Here is a 23261-nt window from a genome sequence, read left to right as displayed (position 1 = left end):
TCGATAAGTCCATCAATCAGTTCAGCGGGTTGTCCTGCGGTGCCGAAGCCACCAATCATGATGGTTGCTCCATCCTTGATCTGTGACAGTGCCTCGGTCAATGAGGCGGTACTCTTATCAATCATCTGACTACTTCCTGTACTGTGCATCACCCATTCATCCATCTAAAAGCCGATAAAATGAAGTTGAGTGTTTTGTTCGGATTTCTTCTATTTATTCTTGATAAATTCTGCGCTGACTTCTACGTTTTAAAATGGTTTTTGTTCGATTATTATTTTTTATGTTCGATCATCGAACATTATCCAAGTAAATTAGTCGTGATTGGATTAGAATAATTTTCATCAAAGGATTTGAAATGGATAATCTAAACAATGGAAAATGATCAAGATAAAAGTCCGCGACTCATTCACCATAGTGAAAATAAAAAAACCATTCGCCATGAGGATTTTATTGCGGGGATTGCCAAAGGTCTGTCCATTCTGGAATGTTTTGGGCCTGAACGCCACCGCCTGAATATGAGTACGGCGGCTGAAAAAACAGGAATGACCCGTGCTGCGGCTCGACGTCACCTACTGACGCTAGAGTACTTAGGCTATTTAGATTTTGATGGGCATTATTATTATTTATCTCCAAAAATTTTAAAATTCTCAGGAGCTTATCTCGACGGCTCTTCTCTCCCGAAAATCTGTCAACCTTTACTGAATCTCTTAACCAATCAGACTTCACTGATTTATTCAGTCATGGTACTGGATAGCTATGAAGCAATTACCATTGCCCGTAGTGCGGCCCATCAACAAACTGATCGGGTCAATCCTTATGGCTTGCATTTGGGTAATCGTCTCCCTGCCCACGCCACTTCGGCTGGCAAGATTTTACTGGCACATTTAACGCCCGAACAACAAAAACGCTGGTTAGAAAAATATCCATTAAAACGTTTGACCAAATACACTCATACCGATAGTGAAGAGTTTCTGGATTTACTCCACGAAATCAAGGAACAAGATTGGTGTTATTCTTGTGAAGAACATGAGTTGGGCGTCCATGCAGTCGCTGTACCCATTTATGATTCCAATGCCAGCGTTGTCGCGGCACTGAATATTGTGTCCCCGACCATGCGCACCACCAAAGACTATTTAATTACCCATATTCTGCCGTTATTACAGGAAACGGCGCGTGATTTACGACAAGTGATTTAATTCAAAATCTTAAGGCAAAAAAATGCCACATCTGGAATGTGGCGAAAGGTGTACTGTGTATACGGTTATTTCCGTCCTTTTAAATTAATTGCCCCAGCTTAAATGAATATTAATTTTTAACCTTTCACATCTACATTGATTTGAGTGGCTAAAAAACACGCTGAGGCAATCAGTCAGACAGCTTACAGATCAAGTACCAATTTCTTGCCTTTGGCACGAGATACACAGATCATCATGGACTGCTGTGATGCTTTTTCATCATCACTCAGGTACTGATCGAAATGCTCTGCCTCACCTTCCAGAATCATGGTTTCACAAGTCCCACACACCCCTTCACGACATAAACACTCCACATCAATGTTGAGGAGTTCAATCGCTTGCAAGATCGTCTGGTTCCCTTGAACTTCCACTTCCTGATTCGATTTCGCCAGAACAACCGTAAATGCTTCACCTTCCTCTGGTACGGTAGATGCAAATTGCTCCCAGTGAATATATTCATCGCGGTAACGATGGTAATTACAACGATCAATCACTGCATCAATCATCGGTTTCGGACCACACACATAGACGTGCGTACCTTTAGGTTGAGACCCAATCAATTGATCGAGATCAAGATATTTTCCATCTGAATCAATATAGCTAACAATATGTTCGCCATGCTTTTGCTTAAGTTCTTCTAATAATGCAGCATGTTCTGGCGAACGGTAGGCATAATGCAATTCAAAGTCTGCACCACGCGCTGCCAGCTCATCCATTTGCGGTACAAACGGCGTAATCCCGATACCACCCGCAATTAAAATATGTTTCTCACCTTCTTCCGCCAGCGGAAATAAATTCTTTGGTTCAGAAATCAGAATTTCACAGCCTTCATTGCACTGATCATGCATATAAACGGAGCCGCCTTTACCTTCGACATCCTTACGTACACAGACTTGGTAAGTCGAAAGATCTTGAGCACAACTCATCAGTGAATAGGCATTGGACAGTTGATCATTCATTTTGACAATGATATGACTACCACCATTAAACTGAGGAAAATTTTGTCCGTCCTGACGTTTAAATGTGAACCGTTTAATCAATGGGGTCAGTTGCTCTACACGAGTGACCACTGATGGGAACATTTCATAATGACTAGCCATGTCTAAATCCTCTTTACCGCATGCTGCTCATCTAAGCATTTTCTAATTTTAACTGCATATTGCCTGTTGACCCTCGATGAAGAGAGTCCCAACAGGCATTGTTGCTATAATCCTAAACACATATATTTAATGGTCATGAACTCTTCTAAACCGTATTTAGAACCTTCACGCCCCACACCAGATTGTTTAACGCCACCAAATGGTACGACTTCATTGGAAATCGCGGTTGAATTCATCCCAACCATGCCATATTCCAGCTGTTCAGCAACACGCCAGATCCGTGAAATGTTTTCGCTATAAACATACGCTGCTAAACCAAAAATCGTATCATTGGCTTGCGCGACCACATCGGCTTCATCTGTAAAGCGAATCAAAGGCGCGACTGGGCCAAAGATTTCTTCCTGAACAATTTCCATATCTCGCGATACGTCGGTTAGCACGGTCGGTTCAAAGAAAGTTTGTCCAAGCGCATGTTGTTTACCACCGCACGCCACTTGCGCACCTTTGCCACAGGCATCATCAATTAACTGTTGGGCTTTAAGCACGGCCTTTTCATTGATTAACGGTCCAATCTGTACATTCTGCTCCAAACCATTACCAATTTTGAATTTCTGTACTTCTTGCACAAACTTCTCGGTAAATGCCTGATAAATCTTGTTATGGACATAAATCCGATTGGCACAGACACAGGTTTGCCCGGCATTACGGAACTTGGCAAAGATCGCGCCTTGAACCGCTTTATCCAGATCAGCATCATCAAAGATGATGAGTGGTGCATTGCCACCCAGTTCAAGTGCCAGTTTTTTGATGGTATCTGAACATTGCTGCATCAATAAACGTCCGACCGGCGTAGAACCTGTAAAAGTCAGTTTTTTGACTTTTTCATGGCTGGTAAATACCGAACCAATTTCTTGCGATTTGCCTGTAACTACATTAATGACACCTGCTGGAATGCCTGCCATTTCAGCCAGTTTAGCAATTGCAAGCGCACAATATGGGGTTTCATTGGCAGGTTTGATCACAATGGTACAACCCGCCGCCAAAGCAGGTGCCGCTTTACGGGTAATCATCGCGATCGGGAAATTCCATGGCGTAATCGCAGCCACTACTCCGACAGGTTCTTTGGTCACAATAAAACGCTGCTGGCTATTGGTGGTGGGAATCACATCGCCATAAACGCGTTTGCCTTCTTCCGCAAACCATTGAATAAATGAAGCTGCGTATTTCACTTCACCCAATGCTTCGGCTAAAGGTTTCCCCTGCTCAATGGTCATAATGCGTGCCAGTTCGTCAGCATGACTCAAAACCAGTTGATGCCAAGCCAATAACAGATCTGCACGTTTTTGCGCCGTTAATCCTTTCCATGCTGCTAAAGCCTGATATGCCACTTCAACCGCTTCAGTGGCTTCCGCAGCACCCATATTCGGAATCAAGCCAATTTCTTCACCCGTCGCTGGATTGGTCACAGGAATGGTGGCATTGGTTTGCGCATTGACCCACTGGCCATTAATCAATCCGCGTTGTTGAAATAATTGACTTCCTTGCAAACTTGACATGTCATGATCCTATCGATTGAAAGCAAGGTACGGCCTTATCTTCACCGTACCCTTAATGAGCCTGATACAAAATTACTTGTGGTACTGCGCAACAAGATTCTGGAAATAAGCAATACCATGCTCACTGATGCCTGAACGTTGCTTATCAGTCATGATACGGCCCTGACCGCGATAGCCACGTGATTTCAAGCCACGTTGTACACTTTCAACCAGTTCAAGGTCTTCAGGACGGAAGACATTGCGATACCATTCGATCAAATCTTTCTGATCTTGAGTCAACTCTTCATTGGTGAAGAAAATATCGTAATGCTGCAAAGTTGTTTCCGCATCCATCGGGAACTCATAGATCACGGTCATGAAGTTTGCACCAGGCGGCACGTTAAACATGGTGCAAGGCCAAGTCCAGAAACCGCTAAAAGTCGGATCTTTGACTGATGGGTCAAGCTTGAAGGACTTCTCTGAAGAACGTGCATAACCATATTGCAAAGTCCAGTTTTGATGCGTAGTGTGCCAGTATTTATCGACCTGTACCGAGTCTGCAAAACCTGGGTGTGCTGGACCACAGTGATAACATTCTAAATAGTTATCCACGATCACTTTCCAGTTCGCAGGCGTTTCCGTGACGAAACGCGCAGCCAATTTCAAGTCTTTGATTACGGCACAAGCTTCATTCAGTTTTTGTGCAAATTCAGGCAATTGATCTTCAACACAAGTGGCATTTTCATCCATATTAATAAAGACAAAACCACCATATTCTTCAACTTTTAACGGCACCATGCTCGAATTTTGCTTGTCGAAAGACTCGACATGATCACAGTTACGCGCCAATGCCAAACTACCATCCAGCTTAAATGTCCATGCATGATACGGACAGGTAATCACATTTTTCGCTTTGCCGCTGCCACTTAACAACTCATGACCACGATGCGGACAGACATTATAAAATGCACGTAATACGCTATCTTTACCGCGAATCACGATAATATTTTCACCAATCACCTTACGGGTAATATAGTCATTGGCTTGGGCAACTTCACTGCCATGTGCCACGCAAATCCAGCTTTTCGCAAAAATTTCTTCTTTTTCACGCTCAAATACCTGAGATGAGGTATAGAACACTTTTGGAAATGTCCACGCCACATTTGGGTTTGAACAGAAATCTTCTGGTAATTTTTCAACTGCATTCATGGTTTTACTCCATTAAACTCTTTTGTCCTAACGACCGTTTTATCAAAATTGGCTGATGTTCAAATCACTTGAACATTTGCTTTAACGAACTCAGCATGTGCTGATATAAATCCTGCACCACAGGACAATCACGTACTAAACGTAAACTGCCATGCAGTAATCCTTTGCCGAGATAAAACTCGGCGGCAATATTGGCTTGTTTTAACTTGTCCACAAAAATACGCCCGTCGTCACTCAGTGGATCGTATTCAGCAACCGCAACAAAACTGCGCGGCATGTCAGAAAAATCCTGTGCATTTAATGGCGCTAAACGTGTATCTTTCCAGTCACTTTTATTCGGTGCATATTCCTTCAAGTAATAATGCATTTCCTCTAACTTGAGTAACGGCGCATGTGCATGCTGCTGGCAAGACGCTGTATCAAAACTGCTGCTCAAACAAGGATAGATCAAGGCCAAACCACAGGCCTGATTACCTGTATGCTGTAGCTGAACCACCAGTGCCGCAGCTAAATTGCCGCCTGCACTGTCACCTGCTAACACAATCTGTGCCGGGTTAATGTTCCAGTCTGCGCCATGCGCGCGGAGCCATTTATAAACCGTTTCACAATCCTCATAAGCGGCTGGGAAATGATGTTCTGGCACCAAACGATAATCGACACTTAGCACCGCAACATTCAGATCACGACATAAATATCGGGTAATAAATTCATGTGAATCCAGATTACCCAGCATCCAGCCACCACCATGGATAAACAGGATACAAGGCCAACCCGCTTCAGGTGCCTCACCCAGTGGTGAATACAACCGAACATTGACGGGATGAGTGGCATGCGCAACGGTTTTATCTTCAATATTGACCGCACCATCGCGAGGCAAGGTGTAATGCATACACATGGCATCGTAGGCTGCACGAATTGAATCAATATCATTATCCGCTGCTGAATAAATGCTGCTCCAATACACCAGACTTTGCATTTCTTCGCTTAACTCATAGCGCGTGTTCGGTTGCTGTGTCATGACAATTCCTTTTGACTGCTTTTATGTGCAACTGCTGTTGCCGCGATATCAATCTGCATTTGTTGATTTGAGTCAGTATGCTCAAGCGCTTCCAAGTCATTAAAGCTATTCTGCTCAATCAAATGCGATGGCACCTTGGAATAATCCTCAATCAGCCACTTCACCAACCCATAGGTCTGCACCAGAATAATCACAATAAACGGCAAGGCAGTCACAATGGTCGCAGTTTTCATGGTGTCTAACGGCGCCTTCGAGAAAATCATCGCAATCGGCACCAGTGTTAACATCACACACCAGAATAAACGCGCATTTGGAGACGGATCCTGCCCTTCACGCAAACCGCGGGTACAGGTTGCAGAAACGGCATAACCGACCGCATCCATATGTGCTGCAAGGAAAATCACCATAATGCCAAGGAACAACCACATCATCAGCTTGCCTGCTGGCAGTAAACCGAGCAGTTGACCGATCGCCACTTCACCGCCTTGCTGAGTCAAGACTTGCGGGACATTGACCATACCGTGAATAAAGCTATAGACACTGTAGTTCTCAAATACACCGAAGATGAACCATAAACCAACGCTACCACCGATGACCATGGCAAGAATCACTTCTTTAATGGTGCGTCCTTTTGATACGCGGGTAACAAATAATGCCACGCCCGGTGCATAAGAAATCCACCATAACCAATAGAACACAGTCCATTCACGAGTGAATTTCCCATCGCCCATCGGGTCAGTAAACAGACTCATATCGACAAAATTGGTCGCCATGAGGCCAAAGCTCATCAACGAATTATTCATAATGAATTGGGTTGGGCCAAAGCACAGCACGTAGATCGCAAACAGCACCACACCCAAACACACCATATGACTTAAGCGTTGCATACCTTTATCCATACCGACATAAGAGCTCAGTGCAAATAAGATGGATACCGCTAAAATAATGATGACTTTGGTCATGAAGGTATTCGGAATACCGGTTAGTTGCGAAAGAATGTTGGTAAAGGTAACGGCAGTCAAAACCAGTGAAATGGTCAAGGCACCAAACATACACAACAAGAACATCAGATCAACCACACGACCGACTGGACCCGTTGCTTTAAAACCTGTCACCGCTTCAATCACGGATGCCAAGCTCAAGCCTTTATTCTTTCTGACATGATAGCTGTAGCACAGTGAAATCGATGCCAAAGCATAGATTGACCATGCACTCAAACCAGAGTGAAAGAAGGAATAAGCCACGCTGTATTTCAGCGCTGCTGCCGATTCAGGTGCTAAATTTAAACCTGGGGTTTGGTAATAATAAGCCCAGTCCAAAAAGCCCCAGTACAAGGTGGAAGACCCAATCCCAGATAGAATGAACATGAAAATCCATGACATGGTGCTGTATTGGGGCTTGCCTTCACCGAGCTTGATTTTGCCGTATTTACTAAAAGCCAAACCAAAGGTAAAAATAATTGATAAAAAAGCAAATAAAAGTACTGGCGTGGTAAACACTGACGTGGTCCACTGCATCCATTTTGCAGCCAGTTGTATTGATTCAGATGAGTAAATTGCTAGACCAGCCACCGATGTAAACACAACGGCAAGACTGGTGATCGCAAGCGTCTTATCTGTATAAGGTTTTGTAATTTGATTATCCATATCTATTCAATCCATCTCGGATAGTGACTATTCCCTAAGGGGTACTTACTCCATAGCGAATAAATCCATTTTTTGCTCAGTCACACAGGATGCAATTGCATCACCCACTTCATAGGTTTTTGCAGTTCCACCGACATCTGGCGTTTTAGGGCCATGCACCAAAATATGCTCAATCGCCTGCATGATTTCCTGTCCAGCCTGAATCACCTGTTCATCACCGTCTGCCAAGAAATCCAGCATCATCGCACCCGACCAAATTGCAGCAATCGGATTGGCAATTTGTTGTCCGTAAATATCTGGTGCTGAACCATGTACAGGTTCAAACAAGGATGGAAACTTACGTTCGGGGTTTAAGTTTGCCGAAGCCGCCAAACCAATCGTGCCCGTACATGCAGGTCCCAAATCCGATAAAATGTCACCAAATAAATTCGATGCCACCACCACATCAAAACGCTCAGGTTGCAATACAAACCGTGCCGCTAAAATATCGACATGCTGTTTATCTGCCTTGATTTGCGGATAACGTTTTGCCATTTCATCGACACGTTCGTCCCAGTACGGCATGCTCACCGCAATCCCGTTAGACTTGGTTGCAGCCGTGATTTTTTTAGCTTCACGCTGATCTGCAAATTCAAATGCATATTTCAAAATGCGATCAACACCATGACGGGTAAATACCGCTTCCTGCAAAACAAACTCACGATCTGTACCTTCAAAGGCTTTACCACCAATCGCAGAGTATTCACCTTCACTGTTTTCACGAACCACATAAAAATCGATATCACCCGGTTGCTTGCCCGCCAGTGGACATTTCACTCCGGGCATTAACCGAACTGGACGTAAGTTCACATACTGGTCAAAACGACGGCGGAACTGCAGCAATGATCCCCACAGTGAAATATGATCAGGCACCTTGTCAGGCCAACCTACCGCACCAAAGAAAATTGCATCATATTCCTGTAGTACTTCAAACCAGTTATCCGGCATCATTTTGCCGTGTTCAAGATAGTAATCACAGCTGGCCCAATCAAAGCTATCCATTTGAAGTTGAATGCCATATTTGTCTGCCGCTGCCTTTACAACCTTGATGCCTTCTGGTAGAACTTCTAAGCCAATTCCATCGCCCGCAATCGTGGCAACTTTATACTTTTTTGCCATAACGCTCCCTTACACCTTTGGTTAATATCCTTAGCTGTAAACATGCTGTTTTCGGCAACAATGATCAATAAGAAAACTATCACCCCAATGGACACGGATCGTGAATAATCTACCTAACCTATCGGATTTAAAGGTTTTTTGTACAGTCGCCAAACGCAAGAGTTTTGTCGATTCAGCTGAGGAGCTGGGCGTTTCACCTGCATTTATCAGTAAACGCATCAATATTTTAGAAACCAACCTGAACTGCAAACTATTCCATCGTAGTACCCGTCATGTCAGTTTGACCGAGGATGGCAAACTGATTCTGGATCGGGTCTCCAATATTCTGGATGAATTCGATGAAATCAGTGAGCTGGTCAATAACCCCTTAAGCACGCCAACGGGTCATCTCGACATTGTCAGCAGCTTTGGTTTTGGCCGAAAACATGTTGCGCCGATTCTGTCTAAACTGTTGACCATGTATCCAAAACTTGAGATCCAGTTCGACACCATCGACAACACCAAAGACCTGATTCAGCACAGTATTGATCTGGACATTCGCATTGGCAATGATATTGCCCCGAATATGATTGCTAAAAAACTGGTTTCAAATTTTCGGATTTTTTGTGCAGCACCAAGTTATTTGCTGAAACATGGCATGCCTGAAAATCTGGAAGATTTACGCAGCCACGATTGCCTAACGATTAGTGAACGTGATCAGTCCTCAGTCTTATGGAAATTGCGCCATACCTCGGAAGATATGTCCGTCCATGTCACACCGCGCTTCATTTCCAATAATGGCGAGATTATTCACCAGTTAGCCATTGAAGGACATGGCATTATCTTACGTTCGATCTGGGACGTCGCCGATGAATTGATTAGTGGTGAGTTACAGCACATTTTGCCTGAATACTGGCAAGATGCCGATGTTTGGGCGGTCTATCCTTCGCGTTTAAAAAGCTCGTCAAAATTACAGACCTGTATTCTGTTTATTCAAAATGAACTGATTAACCGTTTACAACATATCCAGAATCTGACGCGTGGAAAGCTGATTCAGCCAGTTGAACCGATCAATCCAAATACTGAAAAAGTATTTCTATAATCGCGATAAGCTGCCTGCTTTCTTTTTTCAGTAATATCATGCACATTAGCGAGATCATGAATCAGCAGGCAGCCTATGAGCACGGCAATATTTGTCCTTATTTTAATTGCAGCAGCATGCCATGCCACTTGGAATGCCATTGTAAAAGCAGGGGCAAATAAGTTTTTAACCACGGTACTGGTTACGGCATCAGCAGCAATTTTAGCCGCGATACTGTTACCCTTTTTTCCAATACCACACAGTGATAGCTGGCCTTATATTCTGGCTTCAACGGCAATACAAATTCTGTATTTTGGACTGGTTGCCAAAATCTATCGTGTCGCAGATATGGGTCTGACCTATCCCCTCATGCGCGGTACGGCACCCCTCATTGTGGCAATTTTCGGTACGTTTTTGCTGCATGAGCAACTGGAATTTAATGCGTGGATTGGCATTATTACCATCTCCATCGGTATCTTATCCATGATCTTGGCTGCTCCTAAAACGGGACGTAAAGGCATCGGGCTGGCCTTGCTGAATGCAGTGCTGATCGCAGGTTATACTTTGCTGGATGGTCATGGGATCCGCCTGTCTGGCTCACCGATTTCCTATATCTTATGGAGCTTTGTTCTGTCAGGCCTGATTTTTTTGATGTTCGCCTTGAGAATGCAATATCGACAGATGGGTGCATATTTCCGCCTGAATTGGCATTTAGGCTTAATCGGTGGCATTGGTTCATTTTTTTCTTATGGCTTAGCACTGTGGGCAATGACCTTTGCACCCGTTGCCGTTGTCGCCGCATTGCGTGAAACCTCAATTTTATTTGCCACACTAATCTCGATTTTTATTCTGAAAGAACGCATCAATGCAGTACGAATTATGTCCTCATGTCTCATTTTAATTGGCGCTTTGATCCTCAGAATCGCCTAAATAAAAAAGCCAGTCCATGACGAACAGACTGGCTTATTTTCGATATCGAATTTAGAAATAATAACCCAGCGATAAATAGAACAATTTATTCCATTGATTGCTGTCACCTTGAGCAAGGCCATCTGCACCACTGCCCGTCATCGGGTCATTGCGACTCCAGATATATTCGCCCTGTATGCCAATTTTTTTATAGTTAAAATACAGACCTGCGATTAAGCGATCCGAATCTTGATAGCCTGATTCATCTTTATAAAAACGGCTATAAGATACGTAAGGTTTAATATTTTCTAACTGATGGAATGGCTTGGCAAAGGTGTAATTAATTTCATTGGCCATATATTTGCCCTTATTGGCCACCTGATAGGGATAATCAAAAGCCCCTATCGTCGAACTTTTCGGTAAAAGATCATCTGCATTTTTAACGTCCTGCTCGCCTGCCAAGAACAACCATTGCCATGCCTGATAATTGGTGGTGCTAAAGACACTCCAGGTACTACGATGTCCATCTCGATTGGTGCGATTATTTTCCAGTTCCGAATACCAGTAAGAGCCACCAATTTCAGTCGAGAAATTCTGCGATTGATCGATATCAAACTTTCTGGATAAGCGCGTCACCCACATATTCTTTTCATCAATATCGGTGCCTTGAGTCAAATCATCAGCTCGAACAAAGTTACCGCTATAACGACTGGAATCTTTGGATGTTCCTTTATAATTTCCACCATCGGTTGGATAAAAACCGAGAATGAAGTTGTACAGATTGTCCTTAAACTGGTACTTCACTCCAAGGTTTTGAATGTCTTCCAGTCCAACGGTATTGAGCAAAGTTTCATAATAGCTATTGCCCCACAGTCGTCCAAAGCCAAAATCAACCGATTGCAAACCGACTGTCACGCGTTGCTGATCTGAAAATTTATAGCCAGCCCAAGCATCTTTTAGAAATAAAGCATCACATAAGCGATCATACTGGTAGCAACGCACATCCATTGAGGCAATCCAGTTCGGATTTTCATAGCTCAACACCGCTTTGATATCCGCCAGTCGCCAGTCATCGTTCTTGGAACCTTCATTGGCCTCAACAACATAATCTTTATGAATATAACGGGTACGGATTGCGCCTGTAAGTTTCAGTTCACCCGATTGTGTTTTCGGGTCACCGATACTTAAATCGGCTGCCAAGACAGGCATATTTGCCAAGACACCCATTGAGCCTAAGAGAAGCAGTGCTTTTTTCATTGTTGTACGTCCTTGTTTAACCTTATATGAAAATGAAGAAATTCATGCTCACAAACAATGGTTAAACTATAAAGTCGGTCTTTACGGAGTGTGTTTAATGATGAATCATTCATAAAGCTTTTGAAGCGACTTGCATCCCAATTAAATCGTTTGATTAATGAAACACATAGCTTCAGCTTTTTCATGGTTTAAAAATTTACGGTAGAAATCTCTTCTACAACCTTTAATCCTTGCTGCGTTTTTTTAACTGAATACATGTTCAAATTAATGGATGAAGCTAGACCAAATTGAAACCGTGTACTTAAAAGTAATGAAATTTTATTGTCTTCATTTATCAACTGCGGCTTAAATCTTTGCAGGTTGTCTACGAACTCTTGTGCGAAAAATGAATTATTCAGTTTTGACAAATCATTGATCTGAACATCAAACAAAATGAATTGAGTCTCTGATTCATCTTCAATTTCTGAAATCTGTTTTACATGAATAATTTCAGGTTGAATGTGTTTAAACTGTTTAATTTCAACAAAATCTTCCCGATCAAATACATTGAAAGAAGATGCCCCAATTCCTAAACACACCAGAGTGATGAGCGATGCAAAAATTGTATGCATAGGCCACATCTCAGGAACGGGCTGTTCTTGATCATTTTTTTGTAAATTAACGACCATTGAACCCGCAATAAAATCATGGACAGAACGACGATTACGACGGTTAAAGATATAAAAATAAACAATCAGGATTTGTAAGCAGACCAGTAATAAGTCAAATACTTCGGACAAAAGTAAAATCGGGAAATAGTCACTTAATGACATCAGGCATGATGGAGCAAATAAGATGGCTGAACGCAGCAATGATGGAATAACAGCAAGATCATCTCCATATTTGTCTACCACTTTAATTTTTAAAAGCTGCTTTCCGAAAGTTTGCCCAGAATTTAAATGACTGTTTAATAAGCCAAAATATAAAATAACAAAAAAATAGCCAATCAAGATAGATATAATTGGAAATTGGTACAAAACGTTAGAGAGAAGCTGAGTCACACTCCAACAGAAACCACCTACCAGTAATAAATCAATAAGAAAAGCGAATGATCGACGCCAGAAACCAGCGATATAAGAAGATTTTACAGAAGACAAAACTTACCCTTTATAATTAATCAAAAATCAACATCTATACTTTAATTACTTAAACAGTAATTTAGGATTATATAATGAATCATAATAAAATACATTAATGAAGCACCTCACCCAAGGCTTTTATATTCAACCATTCTTCATTAGTATATTCCATCTTATCTAATAGTTTTTTATCACTCATTTTTAGCTTATATTGCTCGTAAATATTGATACTATTTTTCGTTAAAAATTCAATATACTCACCACCATTTTCATTGCGATGAAACTCAGCAAAAAACAAAACTGTATAAAAATCTTGTTTTTGATTATCATTTAAACCTTCTAGTAACACATCTACATGATTATAGAACTCAGTATAAGTTAGGTTTCCACAAAAAGTTTTATTCTCTATACGATTGATCGCCTGCTGTACCTTTATATCATGGCTTAGTTCAATCACTCTCTTATTAAAATTATGGATACATGATTTTTGCTCAAGTAAAGAGCAACTCGAAAGAAATACTACCATTAAAAAAATGAGTGATTTGTTAAAGTTATTTGTCATTTCCCTCATAGCCATAAAGAACTTATCCAATAAATTCAAAAAAAATTATCATATTTAAATTTTGCTTCTCATATAACATTCGTTTAAAGTACCCAAAGTAGTATGTCTAAGAAAAATATTCCAATCCTTTTTAAGCTGTCTACCAATATCTCCCTGACCTAGTTCATTATTACTAACAAGAAATTGTGGAGGAATTATTTCTAATTGGCGAGAACTTTGGCAAAATATATAGCCTTCATTAACTTTTGATCTAAAAAACCAACCTTTTTCAGGTAATATCTGATTTTTGTAGGAGATAAACTGTTCCATACTTAAATTTCTAGCACTAATTTTATAAACTACATCATTTGAAGAAAATGATTGATAACTTCTCTCGCTTTCTAGCTTATCTCCAAAAATATCTTTAGCCTCTCTTTTCAACTCTATATTAATTGGATAATTACTTCTTCCGATCTCTAAGTTTTCATCTTCTGCACAGGAAGTTAACAATATGAGAATTAAAAAAATATTTATATATTTTTTAATTATATACAAATACAAATCCTGCTCAAAAAAATAAAATACAATTTAAAATATAGAATTTATTTCTTGTAGTCATAACAAACATATCGCTTAGTATTATTTGGCGACATAAATATAACATGCCAAAAATCATCCAACTGCATACCAGCAGAACCTTTAACTAAAACTTCATTTTTAGAAACAATTCTAGGTGATATTATCTCTAATTGTCTTTTCCCATCACAAAAAATATAACTTTCATTATACTTTTTAAAGAAAAAACCATCCCATTTTTTTTAAATCTTTACTCTCCTCTTTCATAAAAACATTAATATCAAATTTATCTGCTTTAATTTTATATGCTACAGTGTTATCAGTATATGAAGAATAAGCACTTAGGTCTTCAACAGCCCCATTAAATAAAGCTTCTGCCTCATCAACAAATCTTTTATTAACCTGATCTAAATAAGGCTTTTTTACTGTTTCATTATCACATCCGACTAACAGAAATGAGAGGATTAAAATAGTTTTTTTCACACAAACCAAATCAAAGTAAAAAAACATACAAAATAATCACTTACTATAATACTCCATACAATTATTAATGCCTAGTTTATTGTAATAAAGTGCAAAATACCAATAATCTTTGCTTTTAAAATTAACTTCTTCACCATCTCGTGTATAATGCTTATCATAAATCGGATTCAATATATCCACCGAGTAATAACTAGTTTTACAAAAATTATAATAACTATTATAAGAGTCTACCAAATCCCACTTCCTCATTAGTAGATCATTTTTTACACCCTTATAATCTTTGCTAGAAAAATCTTGTTTTTTTATTTTCACTACTAAAAGTTGAGTCGAGCTCTTTTTTCTATCAACATCATATTCGTACTCATACTCTCCAAACAATTCATTGGAGAAACTCTTAAAATCCAGTACTTCACTATCACTACATCCAAATAGACCAATGCAAAAAGTAAAGATAGGCATTAGTTTTATAAATCTTATCACCATCAACTTAAAACCACATTAAAATAATATTAAAATAAATTTCATAAGTTCCCCCTTAATATTTAACTATAATTAAAGGAGGAAATACTAATTAAAACACCAGCATCTATATCTCAACCCAAATCTATTTCTATAGTTTTATAGATACTAACATTATCTCCAAAAAATATTAAGAATACATCTAAAGACAGCATTTCAAAACTTATTCAAAATAGACTCTTAAATTAATCTAATGTAATTACAGGTATCTCATCTTTTCTACATTGATTCACTCCACTTTCTCCATAAGATAACCCTACCAACCAGCCATTAATATCTGTATATTTAACTTCACGTCCTTCAGGGTTGTAATGATGCGGTCGTATTGGATAAAGTATACCTATATGTATTTTCTTACCCAAACAATACTCATAGTAACTATCTTGATCAGAAACAAGTTTCCAACCATCAACTTCCAACTTCTTACGAATATTAGAAAAATCATTTAAAGAAAGATTTGATTTTTTTATTTTAGTAATTGAGTATTTACTTTCTGACTTATCAACCCAAATTTTTTCATTTGGTTGATATTTCCAAAAGTATTGATTAATGACATGTGTAAAATACTTACCTTGTTGAGTTTCTTCAATGCTAGTGCAAGAATAAAGGCATATAGTAAAAATTAAAAATTAATTTATTTTTAACAATTCCATCATTTTTTAATCACAAAAATAAGCTAAAAAACAGATGCATTAATCAATACAACTTATACAACTAATTGAATTTTTCATCCTTACAATAAGAGGTACCTTCTTTAATATATTTCAAACTAACCCCCCACTTATCAAGACTACTTGATTTAACATAAAGTTTCTGTCCAAACTTATCAAAATAATCCATTTTTCTTGGATACAGAATAGTCATTTGATTGTATTTATCGTAACAAAAAACATACTGATCTTCTGAAGTGTAAACCAGCCTCCATTTCTTTTCTATATTCTTTTTTACATTATCAAACTCTAACAAAGACAAATCTGATTTAAAAATAAATACATTATAATAGTTTGCAAACCCTCTATTCATGCCTTTTTTAAAATCATAATTATAATCAGAAAAAATTCTATCGACTTCTTTCTCAACATTGATCTCACTACCTTCCACTCTATCTTTTTTTATTCCAGTACAAGCTTGTAGGAAAATAATAATTAATAAAATATACAATATTTTCACAGTATTCTCCATTAAACAACATCATTTCCGGGCTTGATTAAAAAAGTCAAACAGACTGAAATTATCAGACTTTTCACCATAGGAGAAATCAATTCCATTCGAACCAACACCAACGCCTCCCTCAATTGCAAAAGTGCCACTTGAGGTTAAAGTTGCTTCATTTAATGGAACTGTAACTCCAGCTTTAATTATTTTACCAGCTGAGGCACTTACAGCCAAACCTGCTAAAAAGTTATCCGTTTGTTCAGCAATCGGATCAAATTCATTTTTATTGACAATATGCCCTGCCATACAACTTGCACCTCCCATTTCTTTAGCAATCTTCGCCGCTTGAGATATCGTCCCCCCTCCAAGCTTGTATTGATTATTTACTGATTTTTTACCAACATCACCCAAAGATAGTTGTTTTTTATAAGACTGTGTTTTGTGTATATTACGAGCTGCTTCAATTGGGTTTAAAGTTACTGATGACCAAATTTGTCCGTTATGGAGGTTAATTACTTCAGTTTTACCGACCGACCCAACACTAGCACTACATACCAAATAATCTATAAACTGTGAGTTACTTGCTGGACAAACATGTCTATATGCATTTTTCCCCAATACAGATTGTGATCTCAAACCACCAGGTTGTCTTGATTTTGGAATATTGTCACACACTACATCCCTATAAAATTGATCACCATCCATAATTCTTTTTAACTCAGCTTCCTTTTTTTGCTTTTCAATATTTGAAATTCTTTCTTGATAATTTCTTTGATTATCTTCATTGTATTTTCTCGCCCAATTATTGTAATTCTCATAACCTTGTGCAATTTCTTTTCTTTGTTTATTTTGGCGCTCTAGAATTTCTCTATTTCTTTGCTGATCACTTTTTCCAGCCAACCCCATCGGATCAACCCACTGATTTGGATCACTTATATATTTAGTACTATTTAATCCACCATTTAACCCTATCGGATCTTTACTCATATACCGTGCACTATACGGCTCATAATAACGATAACGGTTATAATGCAGCCCTGTTTCATTATCGTAATACTGACCTTGAAATCTCAGATTACTATGCTCAAATGGATTGTCCTTATTGAGCATTTGAATCTCTAGTGCAGTCCCCCATGTATCTTGGGTAATTTCCCATACACACGCACCTTCTGCATTACTCAGTGTTTGTGGTGTTCCCACCTGATCACAATGATAAAAAGCAGTTTGCTCTAAAGCCACACGATTTTTACGAGTATCTGTACTCCAGATCGGATCTTTATAAACTGAATAAGGTTTGTTGAGGTATTCACTATAATCAGGCGTTTCAATCAGCTGAATAAAACCTTGATACCCCGCCTGCATTAACGGTACAAAGCTATCAGGCTCATAAACATAATGTTTGGTATAGCTATCCTCAGGATGGCTCGAATTTTGGCTTGACTCCCAAATCATCAAATCACCATCCCAACCAAATAAGGTGAGATCTTGGTTTGATGATTTCTTATATAAACGACGTCCAAAGACATCATAACCATACTGAATCACTTGCCCATTCAAGTTACTTTGGATCAAACGGTTATGATTGTCCCACGTCAGCTTTAAGGTTTTACCATTTTGCGTGGTTTCAATCACATTTCCTTGCACATCATATTGATAATGCTTGCCTTGATACTGTTTGATTAAATTGTTTTTGGCATGTGTTGTCTGGTTGATTGGATCAACCAGATTCCCCGCTGGATCAAACTTGAAACTTTCGTTTTTATGCTGACTCTGGGTGGAAATCAAACGTCCAATCGGATCATATTGATAATTGAGTTGTCCTAAACGGCTATCTTCGACTTGGGTGAGCAAATAGTTTTTATCATATTGATAATGTCTATGCGCTTGATAACGGAGACGATCTGAGGTTTCTTGCTCAGGCTCAATCTGTTGAGAAATCAATAATCCGACATCATTATAATGCTTGGTTTGCATCAAACCATTTGCCAGAAAACGTACCGTTTCACGATGTAAATCATCTCGCTGAAAAGAAACAATATCCTGTTGGTTAAACGCAATTCCGTAGATGTGCCCTGAACCATAGCTTAGATTCGTCTGTTCCTGTCCATCGGGACGAATAGTTTTAACCAGATTACCTAATTCATCATATTCATAACGTAGCACAGCCGTTAGATTTAACATTTTATAATGCTGATGTTCACGCACCAATTGTCCAAGCTGGTTACGATACATTTGAACTTGGCTCTCAGCATTACTGGCCGAGCTTAATTGTTGATTTAAGTTATATTCAAAATGCTCTGTCTGGCTTTGGTGGGTATGCAGGTTGGTATAAGTTTTTGAAGCTATCTGTCCATCATCATGATAGCTAAATTCAGTCAAGATATTAGGTTGGCGAATCTGGAATAACAAACCATTTTCACTGTAGCTATAATGCTTTTCTTCTCCATCAAATGCTTGTTCGCGAACTAACTGACCAAACTTGTTATAGCCAAACTGGTATTCAGCCTGATTCTGGTTAATGAGCTTTTGGATACGCCCTTGTTTATCCCATGCATAACCAACACGGTGCTGATTGGCATCAATCCGATGCTCGAGCAAACCGACATTGTTGTATTGATATAGAGTAATTAGGCCATTGGTATCCGTGTGTTTAAGCAAGCGACCTTCTTCATCATGCTCAAACAGCTCTTTTAATCCATCTGGGTAAACAATTGCTTGAAGCTGGCCCTTATCTTTGCCTTGCATGCTATACAGATATTGAACTTTCTGCTCATTCGCTGTTTGCTGGGCACTTAGGTCACCTTCTTCATCATATTCCCATGTACTGCTTTTGCCTGAACAATCAGTATAAGACAGCATTTGTCCATGATCATTGTATTGGATTTTTTTGATACCACCTTTAGCATCAATCACTTCTACAACTTGATTACTGGTGTTGTATTTATATTGGGTAACATGACCTAAAGGATTAATCTCTTTGCTGACGTTGCCCTGTGCATCATATTCACGTTTCCAGATATTGCCTTCTGGATCTTTGGTTTCGGTTAAATTTCCTTGTTCATCATAAGCAAAGCGAATCACACCACCATTAGGCTGTACAATTTTCGCCAGTTGGCCCTGATCATTATATTCTTGTTGAGTTTCTCGACCTTCAAAATCAATTTGTCGGGTGATGCGTTTTTCACCGTCACGAGAATACCAAGACTCTCGGCCATCGGCTAAGCGGGTACGATAAGTAAAGCCATCCAGATCGAAATAATAGTAGGTTGGCACATCATAAGCATCGTAAACTGCAACTTGGCGTAAACGCGGATGCCATTTTAGTTTAGTATGAAAGCTGCCATCATCTGCCCATTCTTCAATGGCTTTTGCATTTGGCAACGTCGATTCATAACGAATATTTTGTCCACGACCTGTACGATCGGTATAACGCGTTAATTGGTGCGCCTGATTATATTCGTATTGACGTGCATGCCCATTTTGATCAAAAGCTGTAATCAAATTACCTTGAGCATCATAATCATAGCGTGCCCACGGCTCAATCTGCTCATCCACAAATACGGCTATAATCTTAACTTGCTCATTAAAAGCAAATTTTAGTTGATGCTGTGCCTGTTCAAACTGAAAATCAATTGCTTGTAAATATGCAATACCATCAGACAAAAGATAGCTTAGGCTAATTTTTTCATTGCTATTTTCATTAAATTGTTGAACTAAATGATAAGGCTGACCAAGACTAAATTGGTGGAAATGAAAGTTCCAGTCACCACCAAAATTTAATAGAAAATCACCATTTTCAATTGGGTAAACTGTCATTCCTTCATAAGGCACAGTATAAGCTTGCTGCAAAATCGTAGATGGTAATGCATGTTTACGACCTTTGGCATCAATAAAGATATAGCCTTGTTCTTTTGGCAGGATCACATTGGAAAATGGCATCATCCAGCGCGCCCCCATCATCCCCTGATCAAACTCATCCATTTGTGAGTTATATTGGCGACTAAATACAAAACCCACTTTCGGTAAATAGAAATCGGCGTGCTGAACCCGCTCTGCACCAATCGAATAACTAATACTTTGACCCGTTTCTGTGCCTTTACCTTCACAAGGGGGTGCATTTAATGCATTGGCCTGTAAGCTCACAAACTCTAAGGTATCCCCTTTGGTATGACGCTCATATTCTCCCGTCTGGTTAATCGGCACACTAGCATTGCCTTTATTTTGTAGCGCTTTAATTGCCTTCAACGTCTCTTGTAATAACCAAGCCAGACTATATTTCTGCCCTGCATTTGCCTGTTGTTGTAAAGTCTCACTTAAGGTCATCATGGCTTGCGCTGCTTCTTGTTGTAAGCGCGTTTTAATCGTTGGTTGAATCTTCGGCGTTAAATCGGCCTGACTTGGTTTGCCCATTAAATCAATGAGTGGCACAGCCCAATTACTGAATTTAAGTTTTGGATCTCTTTTCTCTGCTGTTGCACCTACAGATGTGGCAGTCATACTCGTACTTACCGCTGTAGCAGGCACGGACAGGCTCTTTAAAATGCTGCTTCCTAAAGTTGTCGCCTGTGAGAGTAAAGTCGTTAATTTGGCTTGTGTTTCTTGTAAGAATTTTTCTAAATCGCCTGCCACCATTGCATTCAGATGTAAACCCAAGCGCTTAATATCGGCTTCTTGGATCTTTCCATTTTCAGGATATAAGCATTGAGACATTAAACCGAACATCGGACGTAAAGCCATTCGTGCATGTGCTTCACTACTTGGCTCTGCAAATAATCCAATTAAATTTGCAGCTAGCAAAGCACCCTGTTGTACACCTGCATCCTCGGTTTTACTCTCTGTAGCGTAAAGAACTAGATCGAGTACACTGCCTGTTAAGGCAAAAATATTGGCTACCGTCGGAACATTGGCATTACCCTGTAGCTGCTCTAAACTGGTATTACCACATACCTGCAAATAAAGCTGGATCTGATGGGCAATCATCTGCAAGTCAGTCACAGTGTTTACGCTGTCCAAATTAAAAACAGCAAGTTCAACCTTCGACGCTTTTTTATCTGTTGTCTGTTGTGTATTTTCTGTAGCCATTAAACTTAAACCTTAATTCATTTCAATACGTCTATTTTTTAAATCGTTACGCGTTAATTAAATTTGATCCTAACCATTGTTCTTGCCATGAAAACGGTCAACGATGCCTTGCTGAAGTATGGCGTCCACTTTGGTTGCTTGCATTAATTTGCTAGAAGCCTGATCTTTTACAAAATCCATGCCCTGCGCCTTGAGCATATCAACAGACTGACTCGGATTTTTGGCAATTTGCGCAAGACTTTTCATTTGATCTGGCGAAATATTGAGATTTAACTGTTTTGAAACAGCACTTAAAGCAGTATTGCTGACTTGGTCCTTAATTTGCCCAACTGTCTGATCAACCAAGCCGTTCAAAGTATTTTTTCCAATATTTTTAAGACTATTTTTATCCATTGAAAGTAAACCACTGGTCAACTGCTGCTTCAAATTCTGTCCCAAGGCACTGCTTAATGAAGCTGCAACTTTCTCCACAGGTTCAGCCCACTTATAATCACGTTTAAAGTCACTACTTTGTGCCCATGCACTGGTTTCATCTTTCTCAAAAATAACTTTAGCAGCACCAGGCGCGATGCCTGTGACTTGAGCAAAGCCATTTCCATCGAGCTTGCCAGTAATTTGCTTACCTAATGAATCAATAACTTTATAACTATTCTGTTTAAAGAAATTATTACCGCCATAGCTTCTTAATAGCTGTAATGCGCCTTTCAATGATTTAGCTTGAGGTAACTGTGGTGCATTGCTGCTTGCACTTGCGCCAGAGGCCAACAAATGCTGCCCCGCCTTCGCTTCAAATTTCCCACTGGTCACAGGGAAAATACCTGAGCCATTCAGCTTGATTTGTGATGGGCCCGCAGTAATCACAATTTCTTTAGGACTGCTAATCTCAATTCGGTCTTCCGTAGAAATAATTTTTATTCCTGCTTTCGCCAATAGTTCTAAACCATCGCCTTGAGCCTGAACTTCAAACTTACCTTTAGCAGCCACCTGTTTAATCCCATTCTGCGCGGCAAACAGGCTAATTCTGTTTTGTGCATGCGTAATCAGATTTTTCTGTGTACTTAGATTGATACTGTCGCCTGCAAGCTGATTGATCTGCCCATCTGCGGATAAATGAATATCTTCATTGGTGCTTAAGCCAATGCCAGCGGGTGAATTAAGTAATAACAGTGATTTTTTAAATTGGGCGATTTTCTCTTGGATCTGCTCTGCAAATTCTTTGAGCTGATCAAGCGATTCAATTTCATCGGTCTGCTGGTTCTTCGCCACTTCACTTAAGGCTTTGGCATTGCTCTGGTTGCCTTCCAGCTGTTGCTTGGCTGGCTGGGCATCAAGATGTTCGCCTTTACCCTGATCCTGCTTATGCGTGGAAACCAGTAGACCTTCTCCAGCTCGGACTGCCCCCCATTGATCGGTACGTAGTTCAAAACCTTCACCGCGATCTTCACTTTCGGCCTTGTCTTTCGGATGGCTCAGTTTACCTAAATTCAGTTGGCTAGCAGCATGGCTGCTTTGTAGTTGGGCGCTGATCTGACCCGTGGTGTCATCAAAACGCAGTTGGTTAAAGCCTTCGCCTTGGTATTCTTTGGACTTGATCCCTGCCAGTTTCTTGGTGTCAGGCAGCTTGCCTGCATTGTCGAATTTGGTCGGGCTGCGTTGTGCT

The 23261-nt window shown here is 39.9% G+C and carries 20 protein-coding genes; 3 read left to right on the top strand and 17 right to left on the bottom strand.

What is annotated here, in order from left to right:
* A partial coding sequence (locus IEV36_RS18580; protein WP_276530048.1) for a CoA-transferase occupies positions 1-125 on the bottom strand: 125 nt, incomplete at its 3' end.
* A 246-nt stretch (positions 126-371) separates the two neighbouring features.
* Between IEV36_RS18580 and pcaU the strand changes: the two genes are divergently transcribed.
* Positions 372-1196: an IclR family transcriptional regulator PcaU gene (pcaU, locus tag IEV36_RS18575; RefSeq protein ID WP_004772824.1), complete on the top strand. Its 825-nt coding sequence runs from the start codon at positions 372-374 to the stop codon at positions 1194-1196.
* Positions 1197-1378: 182 nt separating this feature from the next.
* Here pcaU and cntB read toward each other — a convergent pair whose 3' ends face one another.
* The 6 genes from cntB to IEV36_RS18545 all read right to left on the bottom strand — a co-directional run bounded on the left by cntB (position 1379) and on the right by IEV36_RS18545 (position 8901).
* A complete protein-coding gene (cntB, locus tag IEV36_RS18570; RefSeq protein ID WP_004772825.1) occupies positions 1379-2335 on the bottom strand; it encodes a carnitine monooxygenase, reductase subunit CntB in 957 nt (318 codons plus the stop codon).
* Positions 2336-2439: 104 nt separating this feature from the next.
* Positions 2440-3891, bottom strand: a complete 1452-nt coding sequence (locus IEV36_RS18565; protein ID WP_005258213.1) for an NAD-dependent succinate-semialdehyde dehydrogenase — start codon at positions 3889-3891, stop codon at positions 2440-2442.
* A gap of 72 nt (positions 3892-3963) precedes the next feature.
* On the bottom strand, positions 3964-5079 hold the full coding sequence (gene cntA, locus IEV36_RS18560; protein ID WP_004772828.1) for a carnitine monooxygenase subunit alpha: 1116 nt from the start codon (positions 5077-5079) through the stop codon (positions 3964-3966).
* Between the two features lie 64 nt (positions 5080-5143).
* Positions 5144-6097 carry an alpha/beta hydrolase gene (locus IEV36_RS18555; RefSeq protein WP_005258214.1) on the bottom strand — a complete coding sequence of 318 codons (954 nt, stop codon included), beginning with the start codon at positions 6095-6097 and terminating at the stop codon, positions 5144-5146.
* A complete protein-coding gene (locus tag IEV36_RS18550; protein ID WP_171068034.1) occupies positions 6094-7749 on the bottom strand; it encodes a BCCT family transporter in 1656 nt (551 codons plus the stop codon). Before IEV36_RS18550 ends, IEV36_RS18555 begins: the two co-directional genes overlap by 4 nt.
* A gap of 39 nt (positions 7750-7788) precedes the next feature.
* Positions 7789-8901, bottom strand: coding sequence for a tartrate dehydrogenase (locus IEV36_RS18545; protein ID WP_005258216.1), 1113 nt, complete (start codon positions 8899-8901; stop codon positions 7789-7791).
* A gap of 100 nt (positions 8902-9001) precedes the next feature.
* Between IEV36_RS18545 and IEV36_RS18540 the strand changes: the two genes are divergently transcribed.
* Together IEV36_RS18540 and IEV36_RS18535 are read left to right on the top strand one after the other, a co-directional pair.
* Positions 9002-9982: a LysR family transcriptional regulator gene (locus tag IEV36_RS18540; RefSeq protein ID WP_004772837.1), complete on the top strand. Its 981-nt coding sequence runs from the start codon at positions 9002-9004 to the stop codon at positions 9980-9982.
* Positions 9983-10057: 75 nt separating this feature from the next.
* Positions 10058-10891, top strand: coding sequence for an EamA family transporter (locus IEV36_RS18535; RefSeq protein ID WP_005258219.1), 834 nt, complete (start codon positions 10058-10060; stop codon positions 10889-10891).
* Positions 10892-10942: 51 nt separating this feature from the next.
* Here IEV36_RS18535 and IEV36_RS18530 read toward each other — a convergent pair whose 3' ends face one another.
* From IEV36_RS18530 to IEV36_RS18485, 10 genes are all read right to left on the bottom strand, one after another.
* Positions 10943-12127, bottom strand: coding sequence for a porin (locus tag IEV36_RS18530; RefSeq protein WP_005258221.1), 1185 nt, complete (start codon positions 12125-12127; stop codon positions 10943-10945).
* Positions 12128-12315: 188 nt separating this feature from the next.
* Positions 12316-13263, bottom strand: a complete 948-nt coding sequence (locus IEV36_RS18525; protein WP_005258223.1) for an RDD family protein — start codon at positions 13261-13263, stop codon at positions 12316-12318.
* 94 nt (positions 13264-13357) lie between these two features.
* On the bottom strand, positions 13358-13822 hold the full coding sequence (locus tag IEV36_RS18520; protein ID WP_005258225.1) for a hypothetical protein: 465 nt from the start codon (positions 13820-13822) through the stop codon (positions 13358-13360).
* A gap of 39 nt (positions 13823-13861) precedes the next feature.
* Entirely contained in the window at positions 13862-14341 is a 480-nt protein-coding gene (locus IEV36_RS18515) for a hypothetical protein (RefSeq protein WP_005258227.1), read from the bottom strand.
* A gap of 237 nt (positions 14342-14578) precedes the next feature.
* Positions 14579-14845 (bottom strand): hypothetical protein, encoded by a 267-nt coding sequence (locus tag IEV36_RS18870; RefSeq protein ID WP_227591702.1) that lies wholly within the window; start codon positions 14843-14845, stop codon positions 14579-14581.
* Between the two features lie 36 nt (positions 14846-14881).
* Positions 14882-15328, bottom strand: coding sequence for a hypothetical protein (locus IEV36_RS18505; protein WP_005258231.1), 447 nt, complete (start codon positions 15326-15328; stop codon positions 14882-14884).
* A gap of 221 nt (positions 15329-15549) precedes the next feature.
* Entirely contained in the window at positions 15550-15783 is a 234-nt protein-coding gene (locus IEV36_RS18970) for a hypothetical protein (protein WP_373869385.1), read from the bottom strand.
* A 295-nt stretch (positions 15784-16078) separates the two neighbouring features.
* Entirely contained in the window at positions 16079-16534 is a 456-nt protein-coding gene (locus tag IEV36_RS18495; protein ID WP_005258237.1) for a hypothetical protein, read from the bottom strand.
* 21 nt (positions 16535-16555) lie between these two features.
* On the bottom strand, positions 16556-21601 hold the full coding sequence (locus tag IEV36_RS18490) for an RHS repeat-associated core domain-containing protein (RefSeq protein WP_005258239.1): 5046 nt from the start codon (positions 21599-21601) through the stop codon (positions 16556-16558).
* 69 nt (positions 21602-21670) lie between these two features.
* The coding region (locus IEV36_RS18485) for a DUF2345 domain-containing protein (protein ID WP_188393561.1) at positions 21671-23261 on the bottom strand (1591 nt) is incomplete at its 5' end.

The organism is Acinetobacter vivianii (assembly GCF_014635885.1).
GTDB lineage: Bacteria > Pseudomonadota > Gammaproteobacteria > Pseudomonadales > Moraxellaceae > Acinetobacter > Acinetobacter vivianii.
Note: the sequence above shows the minus strand (reverse complement) of the source record. Positions and strands in the feature narration are given on the sequence as shown.